This is a genomic window from Micromonospora sp. NPDC000207 (assembly GCF_040300925.1).
Classification (GTDB): domain Bacteria; phylum Actinomycetota; class Actinomycetes; order Mycobacteriales; family Micromonosporaceae; genus Micromonospora.
On the sequence record NZ_JBEPEQ010000123.1, the window covers coordinates 1 to 15457 of the forward strand.

The 15457-nt window shown below is 71.1% G+C and carries 10 protein-coding genes; 4 read left to right on the forward strand and 6 right to left on the reverse strand.

The features are described from left to right. From ABT336_RS23470 to ABT336_RS23495, 6 genes are all read right to left on the reverse strand, one after another. Window positions 1–5314 (reverse strand): type I polyketide synthase (locus ABT336_RS23470; RefSeq protein ID WP_350899104.1); only part of this gene is annotated, 5314 nt, incomplete at its 3' end. Window positions 5315–5390: 76 nt separating this feature from the next. Further along, complete coding sequence (locus tag ABT336_RS23475; RefSeq protein ID WP_350899106.1) at window positions 5391–6359, reverse strand: DUF1702 family protein; 969 nt, start codon at window positions 6357–6359, stop codon at window positions 5391–5393. A 146-nt stretch (window positions 6360–6505) separates the two neighbouring features. After that, window positions 6506–7498, reverse strand: coding sequence for a DUF1702 family protein (locus ABT336_RS23480; protein ID WP_350899108.1), 993 nt, complete (start codon window positions 7496–7498; stop codon window positions 6506–6508). A gap of 13 nt (window positions 7499–7511) precedes the next feature. After that, the gene (locus ABT336_RS23485; protein ID WP_350899109.1) at window positions 7512–8081 is read right to left on the reverse strand and encodes a copper resistance CopC family protein; all 570 of its coding nucleotides are present in this window, start codon (window positions 8079–8081) and stop codon (window positions 7512–7514) included. Between the two features lie 74 nt (window positions 8082–8155). Further along, window positions 8156–8734 carry a hypothetical protein gene (locus ABT336_RS23490; RefSeq protein ID WP_350899111.1) on the reverse strand — a complete coding sequence of 193 codons (579 nt, stop codon included), beginning with the start codon at window positions 8732–8734 and terminating at the stop codon, window positions 8156–8158. Between the two features lie 52 nt (window positions 8735–8786). Continuing rightward, entirely contained in the window at window positions 8787–9896 is a 1110-nt protein-coding gene (locus ABT336_RS23495; protein ID WP_350899113.1) for a carboxymuconolactone decarboxylase family protein, read from the reverse strand. Window positions 9897–10302: 406 nt separating this feature from the next. Between ABT336_RS23495 and ABT336_RS23500 the strand changes: the two genes are divergently transcribed. From ABT336_RS23500 to ABT336_RS23515, 4 genes are all read left to right on the forward strand, one after another. Further along, window positions 10303–10872, forward strand: a complete 570-nt coding sequence (locus tag ABT336_RS23500) for a DUF5987 family protein (RefSeq protein ID WP_350899121.1) — start codon at window positions 10303–10305, stop codon at window positions 10870–10872. Next, window positions 10869–12509 (forward strand): GMC family oxidoreductase N-terminal domain-containing protein, encoded by a 1641-nt coding sequence (locus tag ABT336_RS23505; RefSeq protein ID WP_350899115.1) that lies wholly within the window; start codon window positions 10869–10871, stop codon window positions 12507–12509. Before ABT336_RS23500 ends, ABT336_RS23505 begins: the two co-directional genes overlap by 4 nt. Before the next feature lie 1108 nt (window positions 12510–13617). Further along, a complete protein-coding gene (locus ABT336_RS23510) occupies window positions 13618–14427 on the forward strand; it encodes a helix-turn-helix domain-containing protein (protein ID WP_434743980.1) in 810 nt (269 codons plus the stop codon). 133 nt (window positions 14428–14560) lie between these two features. Beyond that, the gene (locus ABT336_RS23515) at window positions 14561–15211 is read left to right on the forward strand and encodes a MerR family transcriptional regulator (protein ID WP_350899119.1); all 651 of its coding nucleotides are present in this window, start codon (window positions 14561–14563) and stop codon (window positions 15209–15211) included. Window positions 15212–15457 lie beyond the last annotated feature (246 nt).

A 15457-nucleotide genomic window follows, 5' to 3' on the forward strand; every position in this document is an offset into this window, starting at 1 on the left:
CGCGCCGACGGGCCACGTGGTCGTCCGGGCCGTCGTCCGGGCCGTCGGGCTGGACCGTCACCGCCACCGGCGTACCGACCAGGTCGTCGAGGGTGCGTTCCAGATAGGCGCCGAGCAACGGCGCCACCCACGGCCCGCTGCCGTCCTGTCTGCGAACCGCCCGCAGCCGAAGTCCCTCCCACCGCTCCACGGTCCGCCCGTCCGGGTCGCGCAACGCCACGTCGTAGACGTAGGTGTCGCCGTCGCGGCTGCGTTCCACGGCGCAGAAGCGCAGGTCCCGCCGGCCCGACAGGGCCGCTGCGCCGGGGTGGATCCGGTCCACGCCCATCGGCAGCAGGGTCGCGTCGGGGACACACACCTGGTTTCCGTGCATCAACGCATCCCGGACACCGGGATCACCGAGCAGCAGCTCGTCCGGCACGAAGGGGGCGAACCAGTCGACCCCGTCCAGGGCGGCGACCTCGGCGTCGACGCATTTGGCAGCGGCCCGCCGGTAGCCGCGGAGACGCTGGAACCGGGAACCCTGGAAGAGCAGACCGCCGTAGAGGTCCGCGTCCGGGGCCAACGACACCGGACCCAGGTCGTCCGACAACTGCTCCGGTGGCCCCTCGGGCGCCGGTCCGACACCGTATCGCAACCGCGCGGTGAAGTGGTCGGCGACGAAGTCGGTGTCCTCGCTGCGGACGGCCACCTCGACGGTGTCGTCGTCGGTGGCGACCGCCCCGACCCTGATTCGACCACGACCGTACGGCGGCACGATGATCGGCCGCAGGAACTCGGCCCGCTCGATGACCGGCACGTCGTCGGTGCCCCTCACCGCTGCGGCGACCTGGGCCATGGCCTCCATGCCGAAGACCGCCGGGAAGAGCAGGTTGCCGTCGAGGAGGTGGTCTGCCAGATAGAGATCGGTGCCGACGTTCAGTTCCGTCTCGGCGACCAGCTCCACCCCCGGGTAGTGCACCAGCGGCTTCTCCAGGAACCGTCGCAACGGCAGCTCCGGCCGGTCGTACCCGATGGTGTCGATGCCCTGGGTGCGGCCGGAGACGACGACCGTACCGGTGGCCTCGGGGTCGGCCAGCAACCGCCGCAGGACGGCCACGCCCTGGTCCGGGGTGAGCGCGGCGACGCCCTCCCGGTGCAGCGACTCGACCACCGACAACCGCTCCCCCATCCCGACGCCCGACCACACCGACCACTCCAGGCAGAGGCTGCGGCAGTGACGGTGACGGCGACCGAAGGCGGTGGTGGCCTCGGCCAGCCAGTCGTTGGCCGTGGCGTAGTGCGCCTCGCCGCGCAGCCCGGCCCGGCCGATGATGCTGCCCAGGGTGACCAGCAGCCGCAGCCGGTCCGGATCCACTGCCGCCAGGGTGGCCGAGAGACCGTCCAGCTTGGGCGCGAAGGTGCGGCGCACGGCCCCCATGTCCAGGTTGGCCAACGCCGCCGGCTCGTTGCGTCCGGCACCGTGCAGGACGGCGGTCACCGGACCGAGGTCGGCCGTCAGCTCGGCGACCGCCCGCCGGACCTGGTCGGGATCGGTGACGTCGGCCCGGGCGTACCTGACTGTGACACCGGCCGCCGTCATCCGGGACAGGTTCGCGGCCAGCTCCGGATCCTCGGCCGGGGCCGACCGGCCGAGCAGTGCCAGGCTCGCGCCCGAGTCGGTGGCCATGGCCAAGGCGCACTCGGCGGTGATGCCCTTGCCGCCGCCGGTCACCAGCAGCACGTCGGTGTCGTCCAGCGCCGGGCGGCTGATCTGCGGACGCACGGACATGGCCCGCAGGACGGGCACCCGGCGGGTGCCGTCGGCGTCGTAGTCGACCTCGACGAACCCGACTGTGCCCGCCACCTCGGCGGTCACCCGCTCGACAGCGCCGGAGGCGTCCGACAGGTGCACCACTGTGACCCGCAGGTGCGGTGCTTCCAGGCGCAACGTCTTGGCCAGTCCGGCCCCGCCACGACCGTGGTCGACCAGGACGAACCGGGTGCCCGGTCCACCCCGCGCAGCCTGCTGGGCACCGCGCAGCGCGTGTTCCAGCGCCTCCTCGGGACAGTCCTGCGGCAGCCACACGAGCACCCCGCCACCGAGGCGGGCTCGGTGCAGCTCGGCGAGCAGCTCCGTCGCCAGTGGGTGGTCGTCGGCGGCGAAGAGCTGCCAGGTGCCGTCCTCCGGCGCGTCGGCACGGGTGGGTGGTTCGGCCACGTCGAGGTCGATCCGCCACGCCCGCGCCCACGGGGCGGCGCCGGCGACCACCGGTGCCGCGACGGCGTCGTCAGCGGAGGCGGTGGCGGCGAGGGTGTCCAGCGCCTCGGCCAGCTCCTGGACCGTGGCCACCGCGAAGTTCGTCGGCACCGCTGCCGGCGGCACGTTCAGCCGCTGGGCCAGCTGATTGACCACCTGGCCGACGGTGATCGAACTCAGGTGCAGGTCGTCGAGGAGGCGACTGTCCGGCCGGACGGTCTCCGGGGGCAGTTCGGCCCGCTCGGCGGCGATCCGACGCAACAGGTCGACGGTGGTCTCGCCCGGCACCACGGCGGCCGACTGGGCGTCCGCCTCCGCCACCGGCACCGGACCGGCGGCCCGCACCGGTAGGTCCACCGAAGGTGCCTGCTCGCACGGGTTGGCGAAGAAGGAGAACTCGGCACCGACCGCCAGCGGTCGGATCAGCCGCCCGTGGAACAACGCCGCCTCGATCCGGGCCGCTCCGACGACGTAGGCCGACCCGACCACCGTGAGCAGGCTGGCGATGGACTCGTCGTCGGTGTCCAACGACACCGCAGGTACGTCGGTCGCCCGACCGGCCAGGCCGGCGAGCACCCGACCGGGCCCCACCTCGACGAAGAGGTCGACGGACTTCGCGGCGAGCCCCACCGCCTGGGTGAACAGCACCGGGTCGGTGATCTGCCGACGCAGCAGGGCCGGCACGTCGGTGTGCGGCGGCAGCAGGTCACCGGTCACGGTGGAGATCACCCGACCGGCCAACGGATGCCATTGCCGGTCGGCCAGCGCGGCACCGAACTCGTCGGCGGCGGGGGCCACCAGGGGCGAGTGGAAGGCGTGTGACACCGGCAACACGGTGGCGGTGAAGCCCGCGTCGCCGGCCCGCTGGCAGGCCGCCCGTACCGCCTCGTCGGTGCCGGCGACGACGGTGTTGCCCGGGCCGTTGTAGGCCGCCACCACGACCGGTAGGTCGGCCAGGAGCGGATCGAGGGCCTCGGGATCCGCGGCGAGGCTGGCCATCATGCCCGACGAGCTGTGCCGGGCCATGGCGGCTCCGCGAAGACTGGCGATGCGCAGCAGGTCGGCCTCGTCGAGCACACCGGCCCAGTGCAGGGCGGACAGCTCACCGAGGCTGTGTCCGACGGCGATCGAGCTTTCGATGCCCAACGTGTGCAGCACCCGCAGGCCGGCGGTGGACCCGGTGACGATGCGGGGCTGGGCGACCTCGGTGGCGACGACGTCCCCACCGGTGGGCAGGTCGGCGCGCAGGTACGTCTCCTCGACCTCGGTGAAGCGCCGACGCAGTGCGCCACCGCTGGTGCCGCGCCCGGAGCCCTGCCCGGGAAACAGCAGCCCGATGCGGCCAGGACCGTTGACGTGGCCCAGCAGGCTGCGGCCGTCGGAGGAGAACTGCCGGGTCTCGCCGGCCTCGACCGCCGTACGCAGCTGCCGCAACCGCCGCTCCGCGTCCTCCGGCGACGTCGCCACGACCGCCGCCCGGTACGGCAGGTCGCGTAGCTCGCCGTGCAGCGTGGCACCGAGGTCCGCCAACTGCGCGTACGACACCGAACCCACGAAGTCGACCAGCCGGGTCAGCCGTTGGACCAGTTCCGGTGCGGAGGCGGCGTCGACGGCCAGCAGTTCGGCGTCCTGGATCGAGGCGGCCAGGGCGCGGGTCCGGGTGTCCAGCGGCACCCGGCGGCGAGGACGCGGGTTCTCCAACACGATGTGGGTGTTGATGCCGCCGAAGCCCATCGCCGTGACACCCGCCCGGACCGGAACGTCGGTGGGCCACGCCTCGGCCTTGCGCAGCACGCGTAGCGCTGGTGACGTGCCGGTGAGCACCTCGTGCGGGTCGACGCACCCCACGGCCGGGGGCAGGACCTCCTGGTGGACCGCCATCGCCGCTTTGATCAGACCCGCCACTCCGGCCGCGGCCTTGGTGTGTCCGATCATGGCCTTGATCGACCCGACCGCCGCCGGCAGGCCCGCGCCACCGGCGGCCGTGCGGGCCGCGGACAGCGCCGTCAGCTCGGTGGTGTCCCCGACGCTGGTGCCGGTACCGTGCCCCTCGAACAGGCCGACCGTCTCGATGCCGAACCCGCTGCGCTGGTAGGCCCGCCGCAGCGCCAGGCGGTACCCGCCGACCTCCGGCCGGGTGATGCCGCCCTTGCCGTCCGAGGAGATGCCCCAACCGGTGAGCGTGGCGTAGATGCGGTGGCCGGCGGCGACCGCGTCGACCTCGCGCATCAACACCACCATCCCGCAGCCCTCGCCGGGCCAGAAGCCGTTCGCGGAGCGGTCGTACACGCGCATCTCGCCGCGCGCCAGCGCACCCGTCTTGGCGAACCCGATGATCTCGAAGGGATCGATCGACAGGTCCACACCACCGGCGACCGCCACGTCCACGTCGCCGTCGATCAGCGTCTTACCCGCCGTGGCGACCGACAGCAGCGAGGACGAACAAGCCCCGTCCACGGTGTACCCGCCGCCCTTGAAGTCGAAGTGGTTGCAGATCCGCCCGGCGATCGTATTGGACAGCGCCCCGGCCAGAGTGTCCTCGTCGACCTGCGGGAACGGGCTCTTGAAGGTCGCCTCGAACTCGTCGAGGAACGTGCCCAGCTGATCGTCGTCCCAGTCCTGCTCCTTGAGCGCCGCCGCCACCATGCGCCGCACGTACGGCCACCGCAGGCGCAGTTGGTTGGCGCGGGAGAACTCACCGGTGAGGCTGTTGCCGACCACCACCCCGGTGCGCTCGCGCGGCAGCCCGTCCCCCATCGGGAACCCCGCGTCGGCCAGTGCGCTCGCAGCCACGTCGAGCGCCAGCCAGTGGGTCATGTCCGTGGAACGAAACGTGCTGCCGGCAATCTTGTAGGCGATCCGGTCGAACTCGTATCCCTCGATGACGGCGGCATTGCGCGCGTAGAACTTGTCTGGAGCCGCCGGGTCGGCGTCCCAGTAGTCGTCGAGGCGCATCCGGACGTCCGGCAGCCGGCGGAACGCCCGCCGGCCGGCGAGCGCGTTCTCCCACAACTCCCTCGGCGAGGTGGCGTCCGGGTACCGGCACGCCATGCCGACGACGGCAATTCTCGTCATTTTCTGATCGCCTTTCTTCGGTGACCCGATGCCGTTTCGGCAAAGCCACCGACCACCTGAGGACAGTCGACTCGGGTCAGGCGCGCCGGGTAGACGCGAACGTGCTCTTGATGCGTTGGCGCCACACCTCGTACACGGGGGTGGCACCGACGGCGGCGAGGTCGATGCGGGCCTCGTCGGTCACCGCCGCCGCCGCCTGGGTCGGCAGCCCGCACAGGATCCGGGTGGCCACCTCGTTGTGCGGCACCACCAGCCCGGCCCGCACCCGCGCACCAGCCGCGAAGGCCGCGCCCTGGGCGAGGTCGGCGGCGTACGGGCCGGCAGCGTCACGCAGCCAGGTCAACTCCTGCGCCCCGGCACCGCCCGCGTAGGTGGCGGCCAGGCCGGCGCCGGCGTACAGGTCGGGCCGGCGGTCGGCGGCGAAGCGGTCGAAGGTCTGCACGACCCGGCGCGCGTCGGTGCCACAGACGAACCAGGTGGCCCGGCCGACCCCCTGGTCGACGACCCTGGCGGCGTAGTCGGCCGGCCCCTCGACCGGCCACGGGAACCGGTCGTGACGGTACTGGCCGTCGACGTACCGGCTGGTCTTGAAGTACGCCTGGTGGAACCCGTACCCGTCGAGGACCAGCCAGCGCAGCAGTGGGTCCGGGGCGTGCAGCCGCCCCCAGAGCGGACGGGGCAGCCGAGCCATCGCCCAGCCGACCCCCACGTAGGCCATGTACACGTGCCGGTCGCCCCGACCGGCCAGCAGGTCGCGCACGTGCCGACCACCACCGGGGAGGGCGTCGCGGACGGCTGAGGCCATCGCCGCGCCCTCGTAGGCGAAGCCCCGGTACGGTGCCGCCACGGCCTCCAGAGGGACCTCCGCCTCGGCGGCGGTACGCGCCTCGGCCGCGGCCGCGTAGCCGGTCAGGAAGTACCGACCGACGTTCTCCAGACGTTCCCGCCCGGCCTGGTCCTTGACGTGGAAGCCACGTACGGACATCAGGGTCTGCGAGACGTCAGGGGTGAGGACTCGACGCCGAAGCGTCCGCCAAGCTTTCATCAGGGCTCCCGACTGAAGCGATGTCAGCCCATTCTTGAACGCTCACCCCCGGCATTTCTTCTTCGCTGTTGCGGACTGGCCCACCCGGCACAGAACAGCGCATTCCCGCCCGACACAGGTCGGGCGGGAATGGATAGCAGAAAGCACTACTGAACTGATCTTCCCACTGTCGACAATTGAGCCCGGACCCGCTCACGCCACACTTCGTAGTCCGGTTCCCCGGTGGTCGGCAGTCCGTCGGCGACCACGTCGTCGGCCAGCACGGCTGCTGCTTCGAGCGACATGCCGGTCAGCGCCGGGACCGCGACTCGGGCGTGCTCCGGCACGAACCCGGAGAAGACCCTGGCCTTCGCGGCGAACACCGCCCCCTGCGCCAGGTGGGAGGCGTACGGACCGGCGGCGCGCACCAGCGCCTGCAACCCCGACGCGTCGCAGCCGCCGGCGAAGGCGGCCGCCAGTCCGACGCCACTGAACAGGTCGGCCTGCCGCTGGTCGGCGAAGCGTCCCACAGCAGTCGCCACGTGGTCCGGCCGGGCGGTGTGGATGAACCACAGGGCACGACCGATGCCCTGGTCGACCGCGCGGGGGAAGTAGTCCGCCCGGCCTCGCCACGGGTACGCGGCGAGCCGTTCCTGCCGATCGACCCACCGCGGCGTCTCGAAGTAGGCCCGGTCGAATCCGTACCCGTCGACGGCCAGCCAACTCATCGTCGGGTAGTAGGGGGTGCCGGTGAGGTCGGGCAGGACCTTCTTCCACAGCGGACGCGGCAGCCGTGCCATCGCGAAGCCGATCCCGATGTAGGTGAGGAAGGTGTGCGGTAGGCCGGGCCCCGCGAGCAGGGCTGCCGCCCGCCCGCCACGACCGGGGCCCATGGTGTCGAGGATGGTCAGGGCCATCGCGGCCCCCTCGTACGCGAAGCCGCGCATCTCGGGCTCCACGAGTTCGAGACGGCGCTCCAGCTCCCACTGGCCGCGGCTGTCGATGCCCCACTCGAAACCGCAGACGACCGCCTGCGGAACGGCCTCCAGTCGACGGGTGACCCCTTCGTCGCCGGGTGGGAAGCCCCGACGGGTGAAGGTCGTCTCCACCAGTGCGGGCGTCAGCACCAGTCGCCGCAGCGAACCGAGAGCAGTCGGCATGGTCGTTCCTCCTTCACGCCCCGGGTGGGGCTTCACTGTCGCGGCGCCACGACCCCGGCGTCCGTACCGACGATCGGCGACGCCGGCCGACGGGACGGGGCCGCCGCAGGATCAGGGCCAGGACGACGAGGATCAGGACCCCGTCGAGAACCAGCAACCCCCGGCTGAACAGGTCGTCGCCGACGTGGTGGTGACCGGGGATCGGGACCTCGTCCCGGTCGGCGCCGATCGTCGGGGCCACCCCGTCCATCCCGGCGACGACGAACCGTCGGACCCCGGTCTGTTCCCGACCGTCGGGTAGTAGCACGTGGTAGGCCAACAGGTAGGTCCCCGGCCGGACGATCGACAGGCCGACCGTGACGTCCTCGCCCACCAACTGGGGAGCACCGGTGGAGACGACCGGACCGCCCTCGGCCGGGGAGACGCTCAGGTGCACCCGGACCGGGTCCACCGGCCGGCTGAAGGTGACCGCCGCGGCGGTCGGCGCGGCGGCGAGCACCTCCCCGTCAGCGGGGAAGGTGCCCACCAGCCGCACCGGATCCGGATCGGGCGCCAGCGACAACCCGAACACGATCACCACCATGGCTGCCACCACCGCGTTGCCCCAGCGTGCCGGGACACGCCGGAGGGCGGGTGTCCCGGCAGCGTGGCCGGTGCTCACGACGACGTCGACACGACCGTCCCCGGTCGGACACATGAACAGTTCATGTGCTGCGACTCGGCGGCGGTGGGCCGTAGGTGATAGATCATCGCGAGCACCATCGGAACGAAGACCACGGTGTTGTAGAACAGGTGCAGCTCCACCCGGGGCAGCACCAGTTGCAGCAGGCTGGTGGGTACAGCCTGGCCGAAGAACACCGTCCCGCTCTGCGCCTGGACGAACAGCAGCAGGTGCTCCACGTGGTGGAAGAACTGGACACCGAACGCGATCAGCCACGCGGTACGGGCCCGGCCCACGAAGGCACCGCGCAGCACCCAGAGCCCGATCAACATGATCAGCGCGTATCCGTAGTGCAGCCACTCCGACGTGACCAACCACGGGTAGGCCAACCCGAGCACCCCACGGGCCTGCGGAACCGGCCAACCGAGCACCCAGATCTGGTACGCCTGGGTGAGATGCTCCGCCCAGTGGGCGATGACGATCAACATGAACGCGTTCAGCGCGAACCGGTGGTGCCGCCCGTTGATCTTGTCTGCCAGGCCGGCCGTGGTCCTCGGCGCCACGTCTGTGCCCATCTGACCTCCCTCACACAGGGTCGGTCGGGTACCGACCCGAGACGGATCCCCGTCAATCCACGATGCCTGCCGCCGGTCGCGTCCCACGCCTCTCTGCGTGCTTCCTTTCACCGGCGTCGGAGGGGACGGCCGGCCACTCGGCGGCACAACGCTCACCGACGACGGCAGCGGCAGTGGCGCTGGCCCACGCCGTGAGGTCGACCAGCGTCCGGTCGTCCGGGTGGTGGCGTCGGAACTCACCGACCACCTCCTGGTCGATCCGGTACGAGGCGAGCGCGGTGAGCAGTGCGAGCCGTCCCGCCGCGGCGTCCGCCGGGGTCAGGTCGACGAGGAGCCGCTCACACCACTGCGTACTCAGCCCGGTCTCCTCGCCGCGCCACGCGGCCAGCCGGTCCTGCACCAGCCGGCGTACGACCGGTGGCACGGAGCGCTCTGCGGCCGCGTCGAAGACCCGATAGGCCGCGGCGAACGCCCGGGCGACCTCCGGCTGCCCGTCGACCCACCGCGGACCCGTCCCGGCCGGTGCCGCAGGCAGCAGTGCGGTGGCCCGCCCGGCTCGGCGTGGCTCCCGTAGCGTGGGGCGCAGGATCCGGCTGATCCCCTGCTTGAGCCGCCGCCGAGAGCGGGGGCTGAGGCCCGGCGGAAGCAGGTAGTTCGACAGGAACACGTTGACCATGCGCGCCACGTAGTGGAACGCCACCACGACTCCGACGAGTTCGGCCCGTTGTGCCGCTGTCAGATCGGCCGGGGCCGGCGCCCGGTCGTCCGACTGGTGCGCGGTACGCGCCCACGCCGCCACGGCACGCAGGCGCGGATCGGCCACCTCCTCGATCCGGTCGGCGGCCACCGCCTCGGCGTCGTGCTCACCGGAGAGGTCGTACATGCCCACCGTGTGCATGTCCGCGCAGTACGGACAGATGTTGGCGATGGAGACCGCAGCGGCGGCGGCCTCCTTCGCCGCCCGATCCACCCCGTCGGCGGCGAGCGGTTCCCGCAGCAGCGCCCAGTAGCCCGCGAGCACGTCCGGGGCCGGCGAGTGCAGCATCGCCGGTGGCACCACCAGCCGCATCTCCTCGGCCACCTGCGCGTAGACCTCGGCGACCAGACCGGTGGCCCGCAGCGCCGGCACGACGGTGACGTACTTGACCTGTCGCTGAACCACTGAGGACGCGACTCTACCGGCGACCATCTCCACCTCCAGCGCGTTGCCCAGGCTCCGACCTCGACCGGGCGACGCCGCGCGTCACCCTGACGACCACCGACGGACGGCGGGTGGGCCTGGTCGTCCGCCAGTATGGAACCGCCGAGGCCGCCGGGAACCCTCCACTGCGGACATCGCAAGCCAGGAGAAGACCTGGTGCGACCCGGTGCACGAGCGCAACGACGGAGATGCGGGTCTCGGGCACCACCGCGACGATGGGTCCGGCGGCAACACGGCCGACCGCCGAGTCCGCGGCACCCCGGGAGGAGACCTCCCCCAGGCCGCACCCGGTGAGGCCCCGTCGCTTCAGGCGACGATCGCGGCGCGATCCGGCGCGGCGTGCAACTGCTGGACAGGAGACGACGTGGTGCACCCCGACACACCCGAGCCGGACGCGGACCGGACCCTGGTACTCGAAGCATTCGCGGACACCATCATCCCCGGGGAGAAGCGCACCCCCGACGACCGTTCCGTCGCCGGGGCTTCACCCGGCCCAGGCGCGGTCGCGGCCGGGGCGGTGGAACTCGTCGAGCACCCCGCCGGTGGGCTCGCACCCGCGCTGGACGCCATGGTCCTCGCACTGAACGAGCATGCGCTCGACTTCGCCGCCGAACGACGGCTGAGCCTCGACGACGACGTGCCGCCCTTCGTGGCCCTGTCCTTCGACCACCGCACCGCACTCGTCGACCGGCTCACCAGACCGGATCACCCGGAGAAGCAGATGTGGGTCGGACTCGCCCTGTTCAGCAACATGGCGTTCGACAGCGCCGCCCACCGCAGCACTCCCGAAGCGCTGGCGGCCGGGCACCCGGGCCTGCTGACCATCGGGTACGCCCTTCCGAACGGTGACGGCCTCTGGCGCTTCGCGCCGTACTCGTACGGTCGGCGCCTGGCCGACCCCCACCCCGACACGACAGCCACCGGGAGCCCGGCATGAACGCCACGGAATCGACAGACGTCCTCGTCATCGGCAGTGGCTTCGGAGGCGCCATCCCGGCGTACCACCTCGCCGCCGGAGGAGCCAGGGTCACCGTACTCGAACGCGGCCCCTGGCTGCGCAGCGAGGAGTTCGACCAGGACTTCCTCCTGGGCTCGTCCTACACCCGGGCCTTCGACTTCGTGGTCGGCGACGGGATGAGCGTGCTCGGCGGCAACTGCGTCGGCGGCGGCAGTGTCGTCTACTTCGCCACCATGCCCCGAGCACCCAGGTTCGTCTTCGAGCGTCAGGGCAGTCTGGGTCGGCGCATGTGGCCGGCCGCGATCAGCCGAGACGACCTCGATCCGTGGTACGACAGGGTCGCCGAGGCGCTGCCCATCACCCGGACCGAGTGGGACACCGTCCCGTACGCCGGTGGCCTGTTCGCCGCCGCCTGTCGGCACGCGGGCCGGACCGCGAATGCGGCACCGTCGGCGATCGACGTGGCACAGTGCACCAACTGCAACTGGATGATGGCCGGCTGTCGGTTCGACGCCAAACGGTCCCTGCTGCTGAACTACCTGCCCGCCGCGCTGGCGCACGGCGCGCAGATCCGCCCGTTGCACGAGGTCCAGAGCATCTCACGCACCGACGACGGTTACCGGGTCCACTACCGGGTCGTCGACGCCGAGGACTACCGGATCCTGCACGACAGCGGCACCATAGACGCCAAGATCGTGGTGGTGGCGGCCGGGGCCGGTGCCACCCCGGTGATCCTGCAGCGTTCCGAGGGCACCCTGGGGCCGATGCCCCACGCGGTCGGTCGCTACTTCTCCGGCAACGGGGAGCGGCTGAACACTGCGGTGTTCGACGAGGACCGGGTCCGCGAGGTGCTCGGGCTGAGCCGGCCGGACGGCACCGCCTACCAGGCGTACCAGATCGGCCGTGGGCCCACGGTGGCCAGTTGGGACCGGTTGGACGGGAACCTGCCCGAGTTCGAGCGCTACTCGCTGGAGCAGCTGTACTTCCCGCCCGGCCTGGGCACGATCCTCGCCCAGGTGGCGGGGTCGGACCCGCCGTCCTGGTTCGGGGTGAGGAAGAAGGAGATGCTGCGCCGGTGGCAGTCCTGGCTGACCATCTTCATCATGTCCGAGGACGACAACGAGGGCGTCTTCGGCCCGCCACCGGAGACCGGCAACGCCAACCGGTTCTCCCAGCAGATGCTCGGCCACGGTCCGCTGAGCTACCGTCCGACCGCCAACACCTGGCGCGGTTGGTCGCTCGCCGACGCGGACATCAAGGACATCCTCGAACGCGACGGACTGGCCACGGTCAGCCCGTGGACCAACGACCTGGTCGGCGCGTACACGGTGCACCCCCTGGCGTCCTGCCGGATCGGGGACGACCCGGCGACGTCGGCGCTCGACGACCGACACGAGCTTCGCGGACATCCGGGAATCTTCGTCACCGACGGTTCGGCGGTGCCCGGTGCGCTGACCGTGAACCCGGCCTCCACCATCGCAGCGCTGGCCGAGCGGGCCGTGCCGGGCATCGTCCGGGCAGCTCAGGCACGGGGTGTGGCAGTCACCTACGGCGCACCGTCGCCGGACGGCGCCACCGCGGGTCGTCGCGCCGTGATGAACGACGTGAAGGCCTGACGGGGCCGCCCGGGACGCGCCGCGCGTCGTCGGTCGTCAAGGCCCTGCTCCCCCCGAAGGTGGTCGGGCCCGGGATCGCGATGCGAGCGGCGGTCTCGGGCTCCCGCCCGGAACCATCGGCCCCGAGCCGAGACCGCGACGGCGAACCGACGGGGATGCCGGCGACCACCGACGACGGATCGACCGGACCCACGTCGGTGCCGCAAAGTGTCGAGGACGATTGCCCAGCTCGTTCCTTCTGACTCCGAGTGACGTTTACCCGCCGATCAGTTCTCACTTTGGGTAACTGCGCCGAAGACATTCGCCGGCTTCCCGGCGCACATTTCACTCTCGTTCTGCCGCGCAGTTCGATTCACCCGGGGGGCCGTCCTGGCGGAAGTGACGACGAGGATACGCGCTGAGCGGCACTTATCGTCCTCGCCGATCTCGGGCCGCAGGCCGCCGGTCGCCGCGAATCGGCATCCGCTGACGCACACTCCTTGAGGATTCCCCATCGGATCGGCAGGAAATTAATCGCTCACACTAAGTCACCAGCTATCGCCCTCCGTGATCGCCCTGTTCGAAGCGACGCGGAGGGCTCGCCGGAACGCAGGGGCGGGACATCCCGTATTGACCGGATCCGGTATACGTCCTGAGCAGGACATGCCACGACCAAACTGCCCTTTTACCGCGGAAAGCGCGTCGGCGAATTCGCTCACTTTCCGGGACACATGTTTCACTTTCCCCAATGGACCCACGGCTGGTAAGTGGTGCGTGCCGCTACCCGCACACCATCAGCTTCGACCCCCGAATGGCACAGAACCGCTGCTCAGCAGGGATACCACTTCCCGATTGCGGCGCGGCAACCAAATGGGATGAGCAGTGTTGTCAACCCGTCAGCCCTCGACTAACCTCGATGCGAGCAGAGCAAACGACCGAGCGGCACGCCACATCCGCTCACATTGTCAAATAGCCGTCGCTTCAATTGGATGGCTTACAGAAATGTGTTCGTTATCCGCGGAGACCGGACCAGCTGGTTCCGTCCGGACAGCCGCTGCCGACGCTGCCATCAAAGGGGGAAACCGTGGAGGATCCGATCGAGAGAGCGGTCAAACGCGCGATCACCACCATGCGGGAGAATCTCGGAGATCAACTGACAGTGGACGACCTCGCCCGTTCGGCGATGTTCAGCAAGTTCCACTTCACTCGCATGTTCCAACGAGCAACCGGCATCTCACCTGGACGCTTCCTCTCGGCACTGCGCCTCCAGCACGCCAAGTACCTGCTCGTCTCCACCTCGCTGAACGTCGCCGACATCAGCCTCCGCGTCGGCTACAACAGCGTCGGGACGTTCAGCTCCCGCTTCACCCGCAGCATCGGGATGTCACCGTCTAACTACCGCCGGCGTGCCGGGTTCACCTCGCACATCCCCACCGACCCCGAGTTCGATCCGGGAGAACGGTTCAACGCCCGCATCCACGGCGACACACGGATGTTCGCGGACCATCCCGCCGGGATCGTGTTCCTGGGCCTGTTCCCGAACCGGATTCCGGAGGGCCGTCCGGTTCGATGTACCGTCCTGCACGAGCCGGGACCGTACAGCTTCGAATCGGTGCCGACGGGCACCTGGCACCTGCTGGCGCAGACGGTCTCCGCCGAGGCTCTCGCCCGTCCCGGTGCCGACCACGTCGGGCAGGACGTGTCGGTCGCCAGTGAGGGGCCGTTGGAGATCGGACCCGACACCGACCTCCGGGTGGATCTGACCTTCCAGCCCGCCCGCGATCTCGACCCACCGGTGCTGCTGGCACTGCTCGACATCCGGAAGGTCGCGCTCGCCACCGTCGCCGCCCGCGCCGAGTGGAACCGCACGCCGACGGACCCACTGCCTCTGACGACCGCTGCGGAGGGCCTCCAGGCCGTGGACCGTAGCGCGGCATGACCTGATCGGGAGGCCGGCGGCGGAGCGCTTCCCACGACCCAAGTAGGGAAGGGGACGGCTCCGTCGCTGCCCGGCCAGTGCTGACCGGGCATGGAAGACTTCCCTGACGCTAGGGGCTCGACAGGGGGGCGGCATGCGGATATCAGACCTGAGCCGACAAACCGGCGTGCCCGTGGGCACGATCAAGTTCTATCTGCGTGAGGGGCTGCTTCCACCCGGCAGGTTGACCAGCCGCAACCAGGCGCAGTACGACGAGAAGCACCTGCGGCGGCTCTGGCTGATCCGCGCCTTCACCACCATAGGACAGCTCGACCTCTCCTCGGTGCAGGTGCTGTTGTCCGCCATCGCCGACGACCAGCTGCCGGTGCCGGAGCTGTACGGTGTGGTCAACCGCGCCATGTTCCCCGAGGACACCGCCGTCGGGCAGGATCCGAGCCGGGACCGGTCGGAGTTGGCCCAGGCCCACTCGGACGTCGACGGCCTCCTGGACGACCTCGGCTGGCGGGTGCCCTTCGGCGTACCCGGACGGCAGACGTTGGCCGAGGTGCTGGCCGCGATGCGCAGGCTCGGCTGCGGCTGCGGAGCCGACTACTTCCTGGCCTACGGCCGGGCAGCCGAGCAGCTCACCGACCTGCCGCCGGCGGGGGCAGCCGTCGAGCGGGCAGCGGTGGTGGCCCGTACGATCCTGATCGAGACGGCGTTCGCAGCCCTGCGCCGGATGGCCCAGGAACACGTCGTCAGCACCCGGCTCGTGCCGCCGCTGGCACCGGACCCGGCGGCCTGAGCGCGAGCCGCACAACGTGGACGGCGTCCGCGTCGGGCACCTTCCGGTGCCGTCAGCGGACGCCGCACTCCTTCAGGTAGCGACAGTCGCGACGGTCAGGCGCGGGAACCCGGGACCGCCGCCGCGAACTGCCCCGGCTGCCGACCGGGGCCGGCGGGACCCCGGTACGCCTGCGCGATCTCCAGCCAGTTCCGCGCCACGTCACCCTCGGCCGCGACGGCGAGGTCGGCGTGGCGCGGAACTGGC